Source organism: Paraburkholderia sp. J67 (genome assembly GCF_905220265.1).
Classification (GTDB): domain Bacteria; phylum Pseudomonadota; class Gammaproteobacteria; order Burkholderiales; family Burkholderiaceae; genus Paraburkholderia.
The window spans coordinates 1-16066 of the sequence record NZ_CAJMZK010000012.1; the positions used below are offsets into that span (position 1 = coordinate 1).

Annotated in this window: 16 protein-coding genes; 9 read left to right on the forward strand and 7 right to left on the reverse strand. The window is 63.3% G+C overall.

The genetic code is table 11. From position 1 onward, the window contains the following. From U5782_RS21500 to U5782_RS21525, 6 genes are all read right to left on the reverse strand, one after another. On the reverse strand, positions 1–201 hold a 201-nt coding region (locus U5782_RS21500; RefSeq protein ID WP_322045904.1), incomplete at its 3' end, for an ATP-binding cassette domain-containing protein. Between the two features lie 295 nt (positions 202–496). Then, positions 497–1618 carry a polyamine ABC transporter substrate-binding protein gene (locus U5782_RS21505; RefSeq protein WP_322045905.1) on the reverse strand — a complete coding sequence of 374 codons (1122 nt, stop codon included), beginning with the start codon at positions 1616–1618 and terminating at the stop codon, positions 497–499. Positions 1619–1697: 79 nt separating this feature from the next. After that, entirely contained in the window at positions 1698–3140 is a 1443-nt protein-coding gene (locus tag U5782_RS21510) for an aspartate aminotransferase family protein (protein ID WP_322045906.1), read from the reverse strand. A gap of 20 nt (positions 3141–3160) precedes the next feature. Beyond that, entirely contained in the window at positions 3161–4495 is a 1335-nt protein-coding gene (locus U5782_RS21515) for a glutamine synthetase family protein (RefSeq protein ID WP_322045907.1), read from the reverse strand. Between the two features lie 31 nt (positions 4496–4526). After that, positions 4527–5333 carry a gamma-glutamyl-gamma-aminobutyrate hydrolase family protein gene (locus U5782_RS21520; RefSeq protein ID WP_322045908.1) on the reverse strand — a complete coding sequence of 269 codons (807 nt, stop codon included), beginning with the start codon at positions 5331–5333 and terminating at the stop codon, positions 4527–4529. A gap of 293 nt (positions 5334–5626) precedes the next feature. Beyond that, positions 5627–5851, reverse strand: a complete 225-nt coding sequence (locus U5782_RS21525; protein WP_322046100.1) for a hypothetical protein — start codon at positions 5849–5851, stop codon at positions 5627–5629. Positions 5852–6281: 430 nt separating this feature from the next. Here U5782_RS21525 and U5782_RS21530 point away from each other — a divergent pair, with 430 nt between their 5' ends. The 3 genes from U5782_RS21530 to speB all read left to right on the forward strand — a co-directional run bounded on the left by U5782_RS21530 (position 6282) and on the right by speB (position 9548). Then, positions 6282–6851 carry a cupin domain-containing protein gene (locus U5782_RS21530; RefSeq protein WP_322045909.1) on the forward strand — a complete coding sequence of 190 codons (570 nt, stop codon included), beginning with the start codon at positions 6282–6284 and terminating at the stop codon, positions 6849–6851. Positions 6852–6991: 140 nt separating this feature from the next. Further along, a complete protein-coding gene (locus U5782_RS21535; RefSeq protein ID WP_322045910.1) occupies positions 6992–8482 on the forward strand; it encodes an aldehyde dehydrogenase in 1491 nt (496 codons plus the stop codon). Positions 8483–8585: 103 nt separating this feature from the next. Continuing rightward, positions 8586–9548, forward strand: a complete 963-nt coding sequence (speB, locus tag U5782_RS21540) for an agmatinase (protein WP_322045911.1) — start codon at positions 8586–8588, stop codon at positions 9546–9548. Positions 9549–9603: 55 nt separating this feature from the next. On the opposite strand, the gene U5782_RS21545 is transcribed toward speB, so the two are convergent. Continuing rightward, on the reverse strand, positions 9604–10047 hold the full coding sequence (locus U5782_RS21545) for a MarR family transcriptional regulator (protein WP_322045912.1): 444 nt from the start codon (positions 10045–10047) through the stop codon (positions 9604–9606). Between the two features lie 156 nt (positions 10048–10203). Between U5782_RS21545 and U5782_RS21550 the strand changes: the two genes are divergently transcribed. From U5782_RS21550 to U5782_RS21575, 6 genes are all read left to right on the forward strand, one after another. Then, on the forward strand, positions 10204–11751 hold the full coding sequence (locus U5782_RS21550) for a DHA2 family efflux MFS transporter permease subunit (RefSeq protein ID WP_322045913.1): 1548 nt from the start codon (positions 10204–10206) through the stop codon (positions 11749–11751). Between the two features lie 83 nt (positions 11752–11834). Beyond that, positions 11835–12776, forward strand: coding sequence for an AEC family transporter (locus U5782_RS21555; RefSeq protein WP_322045914.1), 942 nt, complete (start codon positions 11835–11837; stop codon positions 12774–12776). A 55-nt stretch (positions 12777–12831) separates the two neighbouring features. Continuing rightward, positions 12832–13035: a glycine zipper 2TM domain-containing protein gene (locus U5782_RS21560; RefSeq protein WP_322045915.1), complete on the forward strand. Its 204-nt coding sequence runs from the start codon at positions 12832–12834 to the stop codon at positions 13033–13035. A gap of 237 nt (positions 13036–13272) precedes the next feature. After that, positions 13273–14007 (forward strand): acetoacetate decarboxylase, encoded by a 735-nt coding sequence (locus tag U5782_RS21565; protein WP_322045916.1) that lies wholly within the window; start codon positions 13273–13275, stop codon positions 14005–14007. A gap of 59 nt (positions 14008–14066) precedes the next feature. After that, a complete protein-coding gene (locus U5782_RS21570) occupies positions 14067–14852 on the forward strand; it encodes a 3-hydroxybutyrate dehydrogenase (protein WP_322045917.1) in 786 nt (261 codons plus the stop codon). Next, positions 14849–16027, forward strand: a complete 1179-nt coding sequence (locus U5782_RS21575) for a patatin-like phospholipase family protein (protein ID WP_322045918.1) — start codon at positions 14849–14851, stop codon at positions 16025–16027. The genes U5782_RS21570 and U5782_RS21575 overlap by 4 nt, the downstream gene beginning before the upstream one ends. Positions 16028–16066 lie beyond the last annotated feature (39 nt).

Consider the following 16066-nt stretch of genomic DNA (forward strand, 5'->3'; position numbering starts at 1 on the left):
TAGCGTGGACTTGCCGCAGCCCGAGCTGCCGAGCAGGGCGAAGAGCTCGTTCTTCGCGATGTTCAGGCTCACGTTGTTGACGGCGACGCTGTCGCCGAACTTCTTGACGACGTTTTCGATGCGTACGAAAGCGTCGCGGGAGCTGGCCGTGGCGTCGATGCGCGCGGCTTCGGAGGCGTTGACTTGGGACGTCGAATTCATGATGTAACTGGTTCCTTTCTGATCGCGGTACTGCCCGTTCTTGCGTGCTGCGCCGAAACGCAGGCATGAGCCGTCCCGCACGGGGCGCTAAAGCGACTCGCGTACGTCAGTACTGCGAACGGAGCTCGTTGGAGACTGGCGCGTCGTCATTCATAGGGGCGGCGCGCTCAGCCGGACTTCGAACAGCGGACTTCTTGGCGGAGAGGGGTCGAGCGATCCCTCATCCGTTTGTTGTCTCCTTCCTTCTCCTGCGGGATTTAGCCGCTCGCCGGCGGCTTCCCGACGCGTTGCAGGCTCAATGGCCCGTTTTCAACTGCGACCACAGACGGTTTTCGAGGCGCAGGATGTCAGCCGGCATCGGCTTCATCAGCGTCATCTTGCGAAGCACGTCGTCGCCCGGATAGACCGTCGGGTCCTGTGCGACCGCCGGCGTCACGAACTGGCGCGCGGCCTTGTTCGCGGTCGGATAGAACACTTCGTTGGTGATCGCGGCGTTGACCTTCGGATCTTCGATGTAGTTGATCCACTTCAGTGCGGCTTCGGGGTGCGGGGCATCCTTCGGAATAACCATCACGTCGAACCACAGCAGGCCGCCTTCCTTCGGGTTGGAGAACTTGAGGTGGTACGAGCGCTTGGCTTCCTCGGCGCGGCGGTGAGCGATGCCTACGTCGCCGGACCAGGCGAACGCGACGCAGATGTCGTTGTTCACGAGGTCATTGATGTAGCCCGACGAGTTGAACTGCGTGATGTACGGGCGGACTTTCTTCAGCACTTCGAATGCGGCCTGGTAGTCGGCAGGGTTCGTGCTGTTGGGGTTCTTGCCCATGTATTGCAGCGTGGCAGCGAATGCGTCGACGGCCTGGTCCAGGAACGAGACGCCGCAACCCTTGAGCTTCGAGAGATATTGCGGATCGAAGATCAGCGCCCAGCTATCCACCGGCGCGCTCGCACCCAGCGCCTTTTCCACGGCCTCCTGGTTGTAGCCAACACCGTCGGTGCCGTAGGCCCAGGGCACGCCGTACTGATTGCCCGGATCCGCGTCGGCGATCATGTGCATGAGCAACGGATCGAGGTTCGACAGATTGGGGAGCTTGGACTTGTCGAGCTTCTGGTACACGCCGGCCTGGATCTGCTTGGCCATGTAGTTCGAAGTCGGCACCACGATGTCGTAACCCGAGCTGCCCGCGAGCAGTTTGGCTTGCAGCGTGTCATCGCTGTCGTAGTTGTCGTACTTGACGTGAACGCCCGTCTGCTTTTCGAAGTTCGGGATCGTGTCTTTCGCGATGTAGTCGGACCAGTTATAGACGTTCAGTGAGTCGTCCGCGGCGCGAGCCGGCTGGCTCGAAGTAGCCGTGAGACCCGCACAAACGGTAAGCGCGGCCAGTGCGACGGCATGACGAAGATGTCTGACACTCATGTTGATTTCCCCAGGTGATGAAGGTCGGCGGGCGGCGCCCGCACCCCGTTGTGCGCCGCCGGCCCAGACGGTTACAGCGTTACGAAAAGCCCAGTTGTTGCGCAGTGGCGTCGATGGCTTTTTTCGCCTTCGACACGATTTCATCGATCTCGCTACGCGTGACGACGAGCGGCGGCGAGAGCAGCATGCGGTCGCCCGTGGCGCGCATGATCAGGTTGCCGTTGAAACAGAAGTCGCGGCAGATCGTGCCCACGTCGCCGCCGTTCGCGAAGCGCTTGCGTGCCTTCGGATCTTCGGCCAGTTGCAGGCCGGCCACGAGGCCCGCACCCGAAATGTCGCCGATGATCGGATGGTTCGCGAAGGTTTCGCGCAGACGTTGCTGGAAGTACGGACCCGTGTCGGTCTTCACGCGCTCGATGATCTTCTCGTCGCGCAGCAGCTTCAGGTTGGCCACCGCCACAGCAGCCGCCACCGGATGACCCGAGTACGTGAGACCGTGATTGAAGTCGCCGTTCTCGATCAGCGCCTTCGCCACGCGGTCATGCAGACCCACCGCGCCCATCGGCACATAACCGCTCGTGAGGCCCTTGGCCATCGTGATCAGGTCCGGCTCGAAGCCGAAGTGCTGATGCGCGAACCATTCGCCCGTGCGGCCGAAGCCGCCGATCACTTCGTCGGCGCACAGCAGGATGTCGTACTTGCGGCAGATGCGCTGGATTTCCGGCCAGTAGGTCGACGGCGGGAAGATCACGCCGCCCGCGCCCTGGAACGGCTCGCCGATGAAGGCGGCTACGTTCTCCGCGCCCACTTCGAGAATCTTCGCTTCGAGCTGCTGGGCGCGCGCGAGGCCGAATTCCTCCGGCGTCATGTTGCCTTCGGCTTCGCCGTAGAAGTACGGCTGGTCGATATGGACGATGTTCTCGACCTTCGAGGGCATCTGCTCGTGCATATAGCCCATGCCGCCGAGCGTGCCGCCTGCAATGGTCGAACCGTGGTACGCGTTCTTGCGCGAGATGACGACCTTCTTCGACGGCTTGCCTTGCGTATGCCAGAACTGATGGACGATGCGCAGCACCGTGTCATTGCCTTCCGAGCCGCTGTTGCAATAGAAGAAGTGGTTGAACGGTTCCGGCGAGACTTCCGCGAGCAAGGCGGAAAGCTCGATCACCGGCGGGTGCGTGGTCTTGAAGAACGTGTTGTAGAACGGCAGTTGCTGCATCTGCTCGTACGCGGCGTCGGCCAGTTCCTTGCGGCCATAGCCCACGTTCACGCACCAGAGACCGGCCATGCCGTCGATAATCTGGTTGCCTTCCGAATCCCACAGGTACACGCCCTTGGCCTTCACGATCACGCGGCTGCCAGCCTTGTTGAGCGAGCCCATGTCCGAGAACGGATGGATGTGGTGCGCGGCGTCGAGTGCGCGATATTCGGCCGTGGTGCGCGCAGCTTGCGTGTTTTGCGCACGCAGCGTCGTCGGCACGTCCTGGAGGGCGCTTGCGGGGGCGTCGATCCGATAGTTCATTTTCGATGTCTCCTTGTCTGTTACACGTGCAGCAGCAGGTGCTTGCGTTCCCACGAGCTGATCACGCGGAAATAGGCTTCGTATTCGGTTTCCTTGAGCGCCAGGTAAGCGCGCACGAACTTCTCGCCGAAGATGTCGTTGAGCGGTTCGCACGCGCCCATCAGCGAGAGACCTTCTTCGAGGTTGCGCGGCAGCTGGTACGGCAACTCGTAACCGTCGCTCACGAGCGGGTCGGTGGGCTTGAGGTGCTGCGTCATGCCCAGATAACCGGCGGCGAGCGTGGCGGCAATTGCGAGGTACGGGTTCGTGTCGACGCCCGGAATGCGGTTCTCCACACGACGCGCGGCCGGCGACGAATACGGCACGCGGAAGCCCACGGTACGGTTGTCGTAGCCCCAGGCCACGTTGATCGGCGCGGCCATGAAGCGCGACAGGCGGCGATACGAGTTGATGTACGGCGCGAAGATCGGCATCAGTGCCGGCGTGTACTTCTGCAGGCCCGCGATGTACGCATGGAACATGTCGGTAGGCTTGCCGTCGGCGCCCGTGAACAGGTTCTGGCCGCTTTCCGCCGACACCAGGCTCTGGTGAATGTGCATGGCCGAGCCCGGCTCGTTCTCCATCGGCTTCGCCATGAACGTGGCGTACATATGGTGACGCAGCGCGGCTTCGCGCACCGTGCGCTTGAACAGGAACACGCGGTCGGCGAGACCCAGCGGCTCGCCGTGCATGAAGTTGATCTCCATCTGCGCGGCGCCGACTTCGTGAATCAGCGTATCGACTTCGAGGTCCTGAATATCGCAGTACTCGTAGATGTCCTCGAACAGCGGGTCGAATTCATTGACCGCTTCGATCGAGTACGCCTGGCGGCCGGTTTCCGGGCGGCCCGTGCGGCCGATCGGCGGCGCGAGGGGAATATCCGGGTCCTTGTTCATGTCGACGAGATAGAACTCCAGTTCCGGCGCGATGATGGGTTTCCAGCCCTTCGCTTCATAGAGTTCGAGCACGCGGCGCAGCACGCGGCGCGGCGAGATTTCAACGGGCGAGCCGTCGAAGTGCACGCAATCGTGAATGACCTGGGCGGTCGGGTCGGTCGCCCACGGAATGATGCGGATCGTCGAAGCGTCCGGCACGCAGACCATGTCCGGGTCGGTGACGCCGGTGAGGGTACCGTCTTCCGGGTAGTCGCCCGTCACGGTCTGGATCATCACCGCTTGCGGCAGGCGCATGGATTCGCCCGATTCGAACTTGCTGCGCGGAATGATCTTGCCGCGCGCAATGCCCGCCATGTCGGGGATGATGGCTTCGATTTCGGTGATGTGGTGCTTCTTCAGGAATTCGTCGATGTCGTGCATGTTCGTTCTCTCTGTTCTGTATGGGCCGGCGTCAGACCTGCGCAGCGTGCGCGCGTGCGGGGTGGCTTGCGGCCCCGCCCGGTATTCGGGCCAGCATGCGGGCGCGGCAGGCGTCGCCAAAGGCGCGGAAAATAGCGGTGGAAAGGGCGTTTTGCGCGTGTAGCCACTCGGGATGCCATTGCACGCCCAGCGCGAAGCTGGTTGCGTTGGCAACGGTAATGGCTTCGACGAGACCGTCGGGAGCCGTTGCATCCGCAACGAGCCCGCGACCGAGCGTGTCGATACCCTGACCGTGCAGCGAATTCACGTGTGCTTCACGCGAGCCGCCCGTAAGCTTGTGCAGCAGACCACCTTCCGCTAGCGCGATGGTATGTGCCGGGCCATATTGCGTTTCGAGCGTTTCGGCCTTGTTTTCACGGTGATCGTCGAGGCCGTCCACCGCGTGCACTTCCTGATGCAGCGTGCCGCCGAATACCACGTTCATTTCCTGAAAGCCGCGGCAGATGGCGAGCACCGGCACACCGGCGTCGATGGCCGCGCGCAGCAGCGGAAGAGTGGTGGCGTCGCGCGCCGGATCGTGCAGCGTGCCTGCGGCGCTAGCCGGGCCACCATAACGATGCGGTTCGACGTTCGAGTAGCTGCCCGTGAAGAGCAGACCGTCCACGGCGTCCAGAATGTCCGCCGTGGCCTGCCGCTCGCCGAGAGCCGGCAGCACGAACGCGAGCCCACCCGACCCGTCCACAGCGGCGGCGATGTACTTCTCGCCCGCCACGTGCGACGCGTGCGGCCCCATCATGGTGCGATCGGCGGTAACTCCAATCAATGGTTTGGTTCGCATGACTAACGTCTTATTTCTTCTTCCTGTCGCGTCGCCTCGATATCGGATTGGCGGCGAAGCTACAGGCGTGACATGACCTTGCAACCGTGCAATTCACACGGCCGCAAACCTTGGGTAACGGAGCGCAGCGTCACTAACGCATCGCGCTTCGCGTAGAGATCATGTAGGCGGTTCGTTTCCGGCCGTTGTGGGGCGCAACCGTACTCAGGCGTGCACATCCACATCGTTTGCGCGTGACCAGGCACTTCGCACGCAATCGACGGCGAAAACGAACGGCGCAGGAAGGAGAGGCGCTAGGGCAGCAGCGACGCGACTTCGTCGGTATGCACCGCGATAAAGGCGCGTGCAGAGACGGCGTTATGGCGACGGACGGACCGACGGGAAAGGATTGTGAAGACGGAGAGAGGCAGGCGAGAGGCAAGCCAGCCGCTGCTGCCGTCGGCGATGGCGGCGCAGTCACTGCGAAGACACCTCGCATGACTTCGATCCCATCTCACCAGAGGGCCACGGACTCTCACAATTACACTCGACTGGGGTTTGTTGGTCACTGGTCGATTCACACTGCGCGGCATGAAAACTGCGCTTTGCACATCGACACATAGGTGTCATTCGATGTATCGAGCATTGATTGCGTGTTGCGTTGCAATGTAATGCGGTTTTTCATCGCCTGATCAACCTGTGTTTCAGCATATACGAGCCAAAAAGGCCGTCAATTATTTTTTTACGTTTTTTATGTCAGCACTTTCCCCAAGATGACCGAAAACGTCGCGCAGTACGAAATATGCCGCACTGTACGTATATTTCGAATTACTTACAGGGGTTAGTACTGACGCAAAAAAAAAAGAACTGATTAGAATATTCAACACGCCAACGCACTACAGTGTCATTCCGCGCCGTTGTTCATGCGTGCGTTTCCATGCGTTTCCTGACCCAACCGGTTCTTCGATCGTGTCCGAGTCCGTATCTGTTTCCACTGAAGTTGCCACTCGTCTGCGTTATGTACGCAAGCGTTATGGGTTGTCTCAGCGTGAGCTCGCCAAACGTGCGGGCGTCACGAACGGCGCGATCTCGCTCATCGAGCAAAGTCGCGTCAGTCCCTCAGTGGGCTCGCTCAAGAAGTTGCTCGAATGCATTCCGATGAGCCTCGCGGAATTCTTCACATTCGACCTCCATGAAGGTGCGAGTGTCGTGTCGCGGCGTGGCGAAATGCCTAACCTCGGCAACGCCTCCATCGAGTTCTATCTCGCGGGTGCGAACGTGAAGGACCGCAATATGGGCATCCTGCGCGAGGTGTATCAGCCGCTCGCCGACACGGGCCCCGAAATGCTCTCGCACGCGGGGCACGAAGGCGGCGTCGTGGTGTCGGGCCAGATCGAACTGACCGTGGACGGCACCACCTGGCTGCTCGACCCCGGCGACAGTTACTACTTTGAAAGCCGCTTCCCGCACCGGTTTCGCAATCCCAGCGCAAACGAAGTCTGCGAAGTGGTGTCGGCGAATTCGCCGCCCACCTTCTGACACCCTTCGGATACGCGTGTATCCGGTTCGTTCTTGCGTTGCCGTCTTGTCGCCGTGATTGCTCTGCAGTTGCTGAATTGCAGCGCCACGCGCGACGTGCGCGACACGCAAGACGAATCGTCAATCATTGAGGCATCCTGATGGACAAGAAAACTCTCGCTTATTGGCAAGACAAGGCCGCGACGCTTTCGATCGAAGGCCGCGCATTCATCGACGGCGCTTACCGCGACGCCTATTCGGGCCGTACCTTCGATTGCGTGAGCCCGATCGACGGCCGCGTGCTGGCGAACGTGGCGGACTGCGGTGCGGCGGATGTGGACGCCGCCGTGGCCGCGGCGCGCCGCTCGTTCAACGAAGGCGTGTGGGCCGGACTCAACCCGCGCGCACGCAAAGCCGTGCTGCTGCGCTGGGCCGCGCTGATGCGCGAGCACCTCGACGAACTCGCCCTGCTCGAAACGCTCGACGCCGGCAAGCCGATCGGCGACACCACCACGGTGGACGTGCCGGGCGCGGCCTATTGTGTCGAATGGTTCGCGGAAGCGATCGACAAGGTGGGTGGCGAAGTGGCGCCCGCCGATCACCATCTGGTAGGTCTCGTTACGCGCGAAGCGATCGGCGTGGTGGCGGCTGTCGTGCCGTGGAATTTCCCGATCCTGATGGCATCGTGGAAATTCGGCCCAGCGCTCGCGGCCGGCAACAGCGTCGTGCTCAAGCCTTCCGAAAAGTCGCCGCTCACGGCCATTCGTGTCGCGCAACTCGCGCACGAAGCCGGCATTCCCGCAGGCGTGTTCAACGTCCTGCCCGGTGGCGGCGAGCCGGGCAAGCTGCTCGGCCTGCATCGCGACGTGGACTGCATCGCCTTCACGGGTTCGACCAACGTCGGCAAGCAGATCATGCAGTACGCGGGCCAGTCCAACCTCAAGCGCGTGTGGCTCGAGCTGGGCGGCAAGTCGCCGAACATCGTGCTGCCCGATTGCCCGGATCTGGACCGCGCCGCCAACGCGGCGGCCGGTGCGATCTTCTACAACATGGGCGAAATGTGCACGGCGGGTTCGCGCCTGCTCGTGCATCGCGACATCAAGGATGTGTTCCTCGCGAAGCTCGTGGAAGCGGCGAAATCGTACAAGCCTGGCAATCCTCTCGATCCGAATGTGTCGATGGGTGCGATCGTCGACAAGATCCAGATGGAGCGCGTGCTGGGCTACATCGAAGCCGGTCGCAAGGAATCGAAGCTGTTGCTGGGCGGCGAGCGCGTGAACGAAGCAAGCGGTGGCTACTACGTGGAGCCGACCGTGTTCGAGACGCATCACGACGACCGCGTGGCCCGCGAGGAAATCTTCGGGCCGGTGCTCTCGGTCATCACGTTCAGCACCATCGACGAAGCCGTGCGCATCGCCAACGATAGCGACTACGGTCTTGCCGCCGCCGTGTGGACCTCGAACCTGACGAACGCGCATGAGATCTCGCGCCGTCTGCGCGCGGGCACCGTTTGGGTCAATTGCTACGACGAAGGCGGCGACATGAACTTCCCGTTCGGCGGTTTCAAGGAATCGGGCAACGGCCGTGACAAGTCGCTGCATGCGCTTGAGAAGTACACCGAACTGAAGTCCACGCTCGTGCGGTTGCGTTAAGGCGAGCATCGCGACGGCGTGCTTCGGCGCGCCGTTGCGCGTCCCCTCAATACTCGGGCGCCGAGTCGCAGAACGCGCCGCGCCCCTTCGAATCAGGCGTCCCATGAACGACACGTTTCAGGGCGACGGCGCATTCCGTCGCGGCTCGCTGTACGGCTCTTCCATCGAGAACACCTACGCGGGCGTGCTGTCGTTCATGCGCCGCAATTACACCCGCGACCTGAATGGCGTGGACGTGGCGATTTCCGGCGTGCCGCTCGATCTCGCCACCACGTTCCGCTCGGGCGCGCGGCTCGGACCTGCGGCCGTGCGTGCGGCCAGCGTGCAACTCGCGGAGCTGCATCCCTACCCGTGGGGCTTCAATCCGTTCGACACGCTGGCCGTGACCGATTACGGCGACTGCTGGTTCGACGCGCACAACCCGCTCTCGATCAAGCCCGCGATCATCGAGCACGCGCGCACGATCCTGCGCTCGAACGCGAAGATGCTCACATTCGGCGGCGATCACTTCATCACCTACCCGCTCCTGATCGCGCACGCTGAGAAATACGGCAAGCCGCTTTCGCTGATCCACTTCGACGCCCATTGCGACACCTGGCCCGACGATCATCCGGACAGCCTCAACCACGGCACGATGTTCTACAGGGCCGTGAAAGAAGGGCTGATCGATCCGAAGACCTCGGTGCAGGTAGGTATCCGCACGTGGAACGACGACTTTCTCGGCATCAATATTCTCGATGCCGCCTGGGTGCACGAAAACGGCCCGCGCGCGGCGCGCGATCGCATCCTGGAGATCGTGGGCGAGCGGCCCGCGTATCTGACCTTCGATATCGACTGTCTGGACCCGGCCTTCGCGCCGGGCACGGGCACGCCCGTGGCGGGCGGTCTGTCTTCGGCGCAGGCACTGGCGATCGTGCGCGGGCTGGAGGCGTTGAATCTGGTGGGCGCGGACGTGGTGGAAGTGGCGCCCGCTTACGATCAGAGCGAGATCACGGCGTTGGCCGCCGCGCATCTCGCCTGCGATCTGCTGTGTCTGTGGTGCCAGCGCAAGCTCGCCGGTCAGTGAAGCACGCCGCCGCGCCAGCGGCGGTTATGAAACCCACCGCCGCCCGCGTGGCGGCTCAGCGCTCGACCAGCAGTCCGAGATTGGCGCGCACGCGCTGAAGCATCTCGCCGAACTGTTCGGCTTCTTCCGCGGTGAAGCCCGCGAGGGCTTCGTCCTGCACCTCGTCGCCTACATGGCGCGCGTCCGTGAGCACGCTCGCCGCCTTGGGCGTGAGGCTCGCGAGCAATTCGCGGCGATCCTCCGGGTTCGCCTCGCGCACGACCCAGCCGTTTTCTTCCATGCGTTCCAGCAGCCTGCCGGCCGAAATCGGCGCGACTTCGAGCCGCTCGGCGAGGCTCGCCTGGTTCATGGGGCCGTAGTGCGCGAGGTAGGCGATCATGCGGCACTGCGCGCGCGTGAGGTCGAGCGACGACTTCGCAAGCTCGTCGTAACGTTTGCCGTACAGACGGCCCACGTCGACGATCAAGAAGCCGAAGCGTTTTTCGAGGTCGGTAGTCATGCCGCGATTATAAGCGGCGGCTTTGCGGGCCGGCCCGGCGCCTGCCACGGACGCTCGTCGTGCGAAGGCGTCCCCATTCTTCCCGATTGCGCGAGCGGGGCCGATTCGTATAATAAGCAGGCTTATTAATTTCGAGACGCCCTGTTCGGACCTACGATGACCGCAGTCCCGCATGGCCTGGCCGCGCAACGTGAGGCCGCGCCCCTGAATCGCGGCATGATCACGCTGTCGATCATGCTCGCCACGTTGATGCAGACGCTCGACAGCACCATTGCCAACGTCGCCCTGCCGCATATGCAGGGCGCGTTATCGGCATCGCAGGACGAGATTACGTGGGTGCTCACCTCGTATATCGTCGCGGCGGCCATCGCCACGCCGCTCACGGGTTGGCTCGCCGACCGCTTCGGCGTGAAGCCGCTGCTAGGTGCGGCGATCGCGGGCTTCACGGTGGCCTCGGCGCTGTGCGGGTTGTCGGAAACGCTGGGCGAGATCGTCGCTTCGCGCCTGTTGCAGGGCGTGTTCGGCGCTTCGCTGGTGCCGCTCTCGCAGTCGATCCTGCTGGACATCAACCCGCGCGAGCGCCAGGGCCAGGCGATGGCGGTCTGGGGCATGGGCGTGATGGTGGGACCGGTGCTGGGTCCCACGCTGGGCGGCTGGCTTACGGACAGCTACAACTGGCGCTGGGTGTTCTTCATCAACGTGCCGGTCGGCCTGTTCGCGTTCTTCGGCGTGTCCACCTTCCTGCCCGCGCGCGAGCGGGGCCAGCCCACGCGCTTCGATCTGTTCGGTTTTGCGACGCTGGCGCTGGCCATCGGCGCATTGCAGGCGCTGCTTGACCGTGGCGAACAACTCGACTGGTTCGGCTCGCTTGAAATCCGCATCGAGGCGCTCATCTCGGTGCTGGCCTTCGCGTTCTTCGTGGTCCATACGGCCAGTTCCGGGCCCGCGACGTTCTTCCGCTATCAACTGCTGAAAGACCGCAATTTCGCCACGGGCACGTTCTTCATTTTCGTGATCGGCGCGGTGCTCTACGCCACGCGCGCGTTGCTGCCGCCCATGCTGCAGAACCTCATGGGGTATCCGGTCGCGACCACCGGCCTCGTCACGGCGCCATCGGGCGCGGGCACCATGATCGCGATGCTGATCGCGGGGCGCATGCTCAAGCATGTGGACGCGCGCGGCATGCTGCTGTTCGGCTTCGTCGTCTCGGCCTACGCGCTCTGGCAGATGATGCAGTACACGCTCGTGCTGTCGACTTCGGATATCGTCTGGCCCGGCGTGATCCAGGGCTTTGGCCTGGGTTTCGTGTTCGTGCCGCTTTCGGCGCTGACGTTTTCAACGCTCACGCCGCAACTGCGCGCGGACGGCACGGCCACCTACAGCCTGATGCGCAATATCGGCAGCAGTATCGGCATTTCGATCGTGCAGACCTTCGTCACGCGCGGCACCCAGGTCGCGCATTCGGACCTCGCTGCGCAGATCACGCCGTTCAACCCGGCGATCCAGCCGATGCTGGCCGCAGGATCGCGCTACGATCTCGCGGTGCTCAACCAGTCGATCACGCAGCAGGCGCAGATGATCGCGTACCTGAACGACTTCAAGATGATGTTCGTCGCCACGCTGCTGGTGATTCCGCTGCTGGTGCTGATCCGGCCTTCGGGCGGCGGCGGGGCGGTCGATACGAGTCATGCGGCGATGGACTGATACGCCGCCTTTTCCTTGTCTTTCCGATGCCCGCGCGCGCCTCGCGCGCGGCGCTGTTTTTACCGCCTCCGCTGCTACTCCCGATGCTCTCCGCTGTCTCGATCCTGCTCCCTGTCTTTGGTCTGATCTTTGCCGGTTTCGCCTGCCGCCGTTTTGGCGTGCTCGGCCCCGCGGCCGCCTCCGAGCTGAACCGCTTCGTCGTCTGGCTCGCGCTGCCCGCCTTGCTGTTCGACATCCTTGCGCACGCAACCTGGCATGAGCTGTATCAGCCCGCTTTCATGGCGGCGTTCGGCATCGCGGGTCTCGTGGTGTTCGCGGCCGTGGTGGCTGTGCGCCTGTTCCTGCGCCGGCCGCTCGCCGACGCGAGCATCGACGGTCTCGCCGCCGCCTATCCGAACACGGGCTACGTGGGCTTTCCGCTGTGCATGATCGCGTTCGGCCCCTCGAGTCTTACGCCGACGACCATCGCAACGATCCTCGTGGTGTGCGTGCTGTTCGCCATCGCCATCGTGCTGATCGAAACCGGGTTGCAAAGCGAGCGCCGTCCGCACCGGCTGCTCATCAAGGTGCTGCGCTCGCTCATGCGCAATCCGCTGCTGGTGGCGCCCGCGCTGGGCGCGATCGCGTCGGGGGCGCATGTGACGCTGCCCGCGAGCGCCGAGACCTTCCTGAAGCTGCTGGGCGGCGCGGCAAGCCCTTGTGCGCTCGTGAGCCTCGGTCTCTTTCTCGCCGAGCGTCGCGCGAAGAGCGATGCGCCGCCCGAATCGTCGTGGTGGATCACGCTGTCGAAGCTGGTGGCGCAGCCCGCGCTGACGTGGTGGCTCGCGGATCGCGTGTTCGGCCTCTCGCCGCAACTCGTCGAGACGGCCGTGCTGCTGGCTGCGCTGCCCACGGGCACCGGGCCGTTCATGCTCGCGGAGTACTACCGCCGCGAGGCACACGTGACGGGGCGCACGATCCTGCATTCGACGCTAGGCTCGCTGGTTACGCTTACGCTGATCCTGCTGCACCTGCACCACGGTTGAAGGCGGCACGTCGCTTGCTGCATAGGAGCCATTGCATCGATCAGGAGAATGAACGATGAACTGGCTCAAAAGCGGCGGCGCCGCGCGCGCCCTTCTCATTGGCTTCATCACCGCGCTGACGCTGGGCGCGAGCGCCTGCACCCTGGGCGGCGCGGCAGCAGGCGGTTACGTCGGCAACAAGGCGACCGATGGCAGCGCGGTCGGCACCGTGGGCGGTGCGGTGGCCGGTGGTGTGATCGGCCACGAACTCAGCAAATAATAGAAACCCGAAGAAGCCGGCGCACCCGCCGGTTTCTTCCCCATCTCTTAACCCTACTCAAACATCGGTTGAGTAGCGGCGCGAAGTTCAGTACCTGCAACCTATACTTTTTGGTCGCCGTGCAAGCGGCCGTGACAGCATGCGGCCCGCGCCGTTTCCGCCGTCGATCGTTTGTGACTGACATTTCGTCATCCGAACGATTGTCAGAAAAGTATTGCAATTCTGCCGAGGCTACTCATGCAAGAGATCCGCTCCAACGCGTTCGCGATGCCGTGGACGAGTCCCGCGTTTCCGCCGGGACCGTACAAGTTCGTGAATCGCGAATTCCTGATCATCACCTATCGCACCGACCTCGAGAAGCTGCGCAAGATCGTCCCTGCACCGCTCGAAGTCGTCGATCCGCTCGTGAGCTACGAATTCATCCGCATGCCCGATTCGACCGGCTTTGGCGACTACACGGAAAGCGGCCAGGTGATTCCGGTGAGGTACGAGGGCAAGCCCGGTAGCTACACGCACGCGATGTATCTCGACGACCATCCGCCTATCGCGGGCGGTCGCGAACTCTGGGGCTTTCCGAAGAAGCTGGCGACGCCCAGGCTCGGCCCGTTTTCGGACACGCTGGTGGGCACGCTCGATTACGGCCCGGTGCGCGTGGCCACGGGCACGATGGGCTACAAGCATCGCGAACTCGATATCGCGGAGCAGGCGAAGCGTCTTGCCGGCCCGAACTTTCTGCTCAAGATCGTGCCGCACGTGGACGGCTCGCCGCGCGTGTGCGAACTCGTGCGCTACTTCCTGAAGGACATTCAACTCAAGGGCGCCTGGACTGGGCCGGCCGCGCTGCATCTGATGCCGCATGCGCTTGCCCCCGTCGCCGATCTGCCGGTGCTGGAGATTGTCGAGGCGCGCCATCTGGTTGCGGACCTCACGCTCGGCCTTGGCGAAGTCGTGCACGACTATCTCGCGCAATAAGCCGCAATAAGCCGCGATAAGCGGCGCATCTTTCTCAACGAACACGGAATCGTTCCAACATGAAGAAACTCGAAGGCAAGACCGCAGTGGTCACGGGCGCCGCTAGCGGCATCGGCAAGCAGATCGCATTGACGCTGGCCGCAGAGGGCGCGGCGGTCGGTATCGCCGACCTGAACCTCGACGGTGCGCAGAGTGTGGCCAACGCCATCAATGCGGCTGGCGGCAAGGCCATGGGCATCGCCATGGACGTGACGAGCGAAGAGGCCGTCAACGACGGTATCGACAAGGTGGCGGCCACCTTCGGCTCGATCGACATTCTCGTGTCGAACGCCGGCATCCAGATCGTCAATCCAATCGAAAACTATTCGTTTGCCGACTGGAAGAAAATGCAGGCGATTCACGTCGATGGCGCGTTCCTCACGACCAAGGCCGCGCTCAAGTACATGTACAAGGACGATCGCGGCGGTGTCGTGATCTATATGGGCTCGGTGCATTCGCACGAGGCCTCGCCGCTGAAGTCGGCCTATGTGACGGCCAAGCATGGTCTGCTCGGCCTCGCGCGCGTGCTAGCCAAGGAAGGCGGCAAGCATAACGTGCGCTCGCACGTGGTCTGCCCGGGCTTCGTGCGTACGCCGCTGGTGGACAAGCAGATTCCGGAGCAGGCGAAGGAACTCGGCATTTCCGAAGAGGAAGTCATCAAGAAGGTGATGCTCGGCGGCACGGTGGACGGCGTGTTCACCACCGTCGAGGACGTGGCGCAAACGGTGCTGTTCCTCTCGGCCTTCCCGAGCGCGGCGCTCACGGGCCAATCGTTCGTGGTGAGTCACGGCTGGTTCATGCAATGAGCCGGGCCAACGGCGCCGGGCGCAATCGCCACCACGCACGCTGCCTGGAGTACGAGACGGTTGCGCTCGTATTGCAGGGCGGCGGAGCGCTTGGCGCGTATCAGGCGGGCGTGCTCGAAGGCTTGCAGGAAGCGCGCATTGTCTTGAACTGGGTGGCGGGCATTTCGATCGGTGCGCTCAATACGGCGCTGATCGCGGGCAATGCGCCGGAGCATCGGGTGGCGCGGTTGCGCGAGTTCTGGGAGACCATCTGCAAGCCCGCGTTCACGCCGGCGTTGCCTGCGCCGCTTGAGCATCTGATGTTCACGGCGTCGGAGGCCTCGCGCTCGATGCTGACGGCGTTCCAGGCTGCAAGCGCGGCCGCCCAGGGGCAGCATGGCTTCTTCGCGCCGCGCGTGCCCGCACCGCTGCCGTGGGCGAGCCAGGCGCCGGGGCAGATCAGCTGGTACGACACCACGCCGCTGAAGGCCACGTTAGAGCGCTTCTGCGATTTCGACCGCATCAACTCGGGGGAGACGCGCGTGTCGGTGGGTGCGGTGAACGTGGCCTCGGGCAACTTCACCTATTTCGACAGTACGCGCACGATGCTGCGTCCGGAGCATTTCATCGCTTCGGGTGCGCTGCCGCCGGGTTTCGCGCCGATAGAAATCGACGGGGAGTTCTACTGGGACGGCGGCGTGGTGTCGAATACGCCGTTGCAGGAGGTGCTCAGTGCGGCGCCGCGCAGGGACACGCTGGTGTTTCAGGTGGATCTGTGGTCGGCACGTGGTCCGGTGCCGGCGACGATGGAGAACGTGAGTACGCGCGTGAAGGACATTCAGTATTCGAGCCGCACGCGTTTCGTTACCGACATGCTGCAGCGCGAACAACGCTACCGGCATGTGCTGCGCGAGTTGCTGGAGCGTGTGCCGCAAGGCACGCGTGAGAGCGACCGGCTCTGCAAACTGGCCGAAGACCTGTCGTGCAGCAAGCGCTACAACGTGCTGCAACTGATCTATCAGCAGCAGAAGTTCGAGCGGGGCGACAAGGACTATCAGTTTGGCCGCACCACCATGCAGAGTCGCTGGGAAGCGGGTTTGAGCGATATCCGCCGCACGCTGGGCAACGAGACGTGGCTCGATCTGCCCACCAATCAGACGGGTTTCGTCACGCACGATATTCATCGCGGCGAATGAGTCGGGCAAGCCAACGGGCGTGTAACCCGTTGGCTCTCC

Bases quoted from the DNA above. Each gene is read 5' to 3' on its own strand.
- U5782_RS21505 (WP_322045905.1), bottom strand. From the start codon at position 1,618: ATGAGTGTCAGACATCTTCGTCATGCCGTCGCACTGGCCGCGCTTACC.
- U5782_RS21510 (WP_322045906.1), bottom strand. From the start codon at position 3,140: ATGAACTATCGGATCGACGCCCCCGCAAGCGCCCTCCAGGACGTGCCG.
- U5782_RS21515 (WP_322045907.1), bottom strand. From the start codon at position 4,495: ATGCACGACATCGACGAATTCCTGAAGAAGCACCACATCACCGAAATC.
- U5782_RS21520 (WP_322045908.1), bottom strand. From the start codon at position 5,333: ATGCGAACCAAACCATTGATTGGAGTTACCGCCGATCGCACCATGATG.
- U5782_RS21535 (WP_322045910.1), top strand. From the start codon at position 6,992: ATGGACAAGAAAACTCTCGCTTATTGGCAAGACAAGGCCGCGACGCTT.
- speB (WP_322045911.1), top strand. From the start codon at position 8,586: ATGAACGACACGTTTCAGGGCGACGGCGCATTCCGTCGCGGCTCGCTG.
- U5782_RS21545 (WP_322045912.1), bottom strand. From the start codon at position 10,047: ATGACTACCGACCTCGAAAAACGCTTCGGCTTCTTGATCGTCGACGTG.
- U5782_RS21550 (WP_322045913.1), top strand. From the start codon at position 10,204: ATGACCGCAGTCCCGCATGGCCTGGCCGCGCAACGTGAGGCCGCGCCC.
- U5782_RS21555 (WP_322045914.1), top strand. From the start codon at position 11,835: ATGCTCTCCGCTGTCTCGATCCTGCTCCCTGTCTTTGGTCTGATCTTT.
- U5782_RS21560 (WP_322045915.1), top strand. From the start codon at position 12,832: ATGAACTGGCTCAAAAGCGGCGGCGCCGCGCGCGCCCTTCTCATTGGC.
- U5782_RS21565 (WP_322045916.1), top strand. From the start codon at position 13,273: ATGCAAGAGATCCGCTCCAACGCGTTCGCGATGCCGTGGACGAGTCCC.
- U5782_RS21570 (WP_322045917.1), top strand. From the start codon at position 14,067: ATGAAGAAACTCGAAGGCAAGACCGCAGTGGTCACGGGCGCCGCTAGC.
- U5782_RS21575 (WP_322045918.1), top strand. From the start codon at position 14,849: ATGAGCCGGGCCAACGGCGCCGGGCGCAATCGCCACCACGCACGCTGC.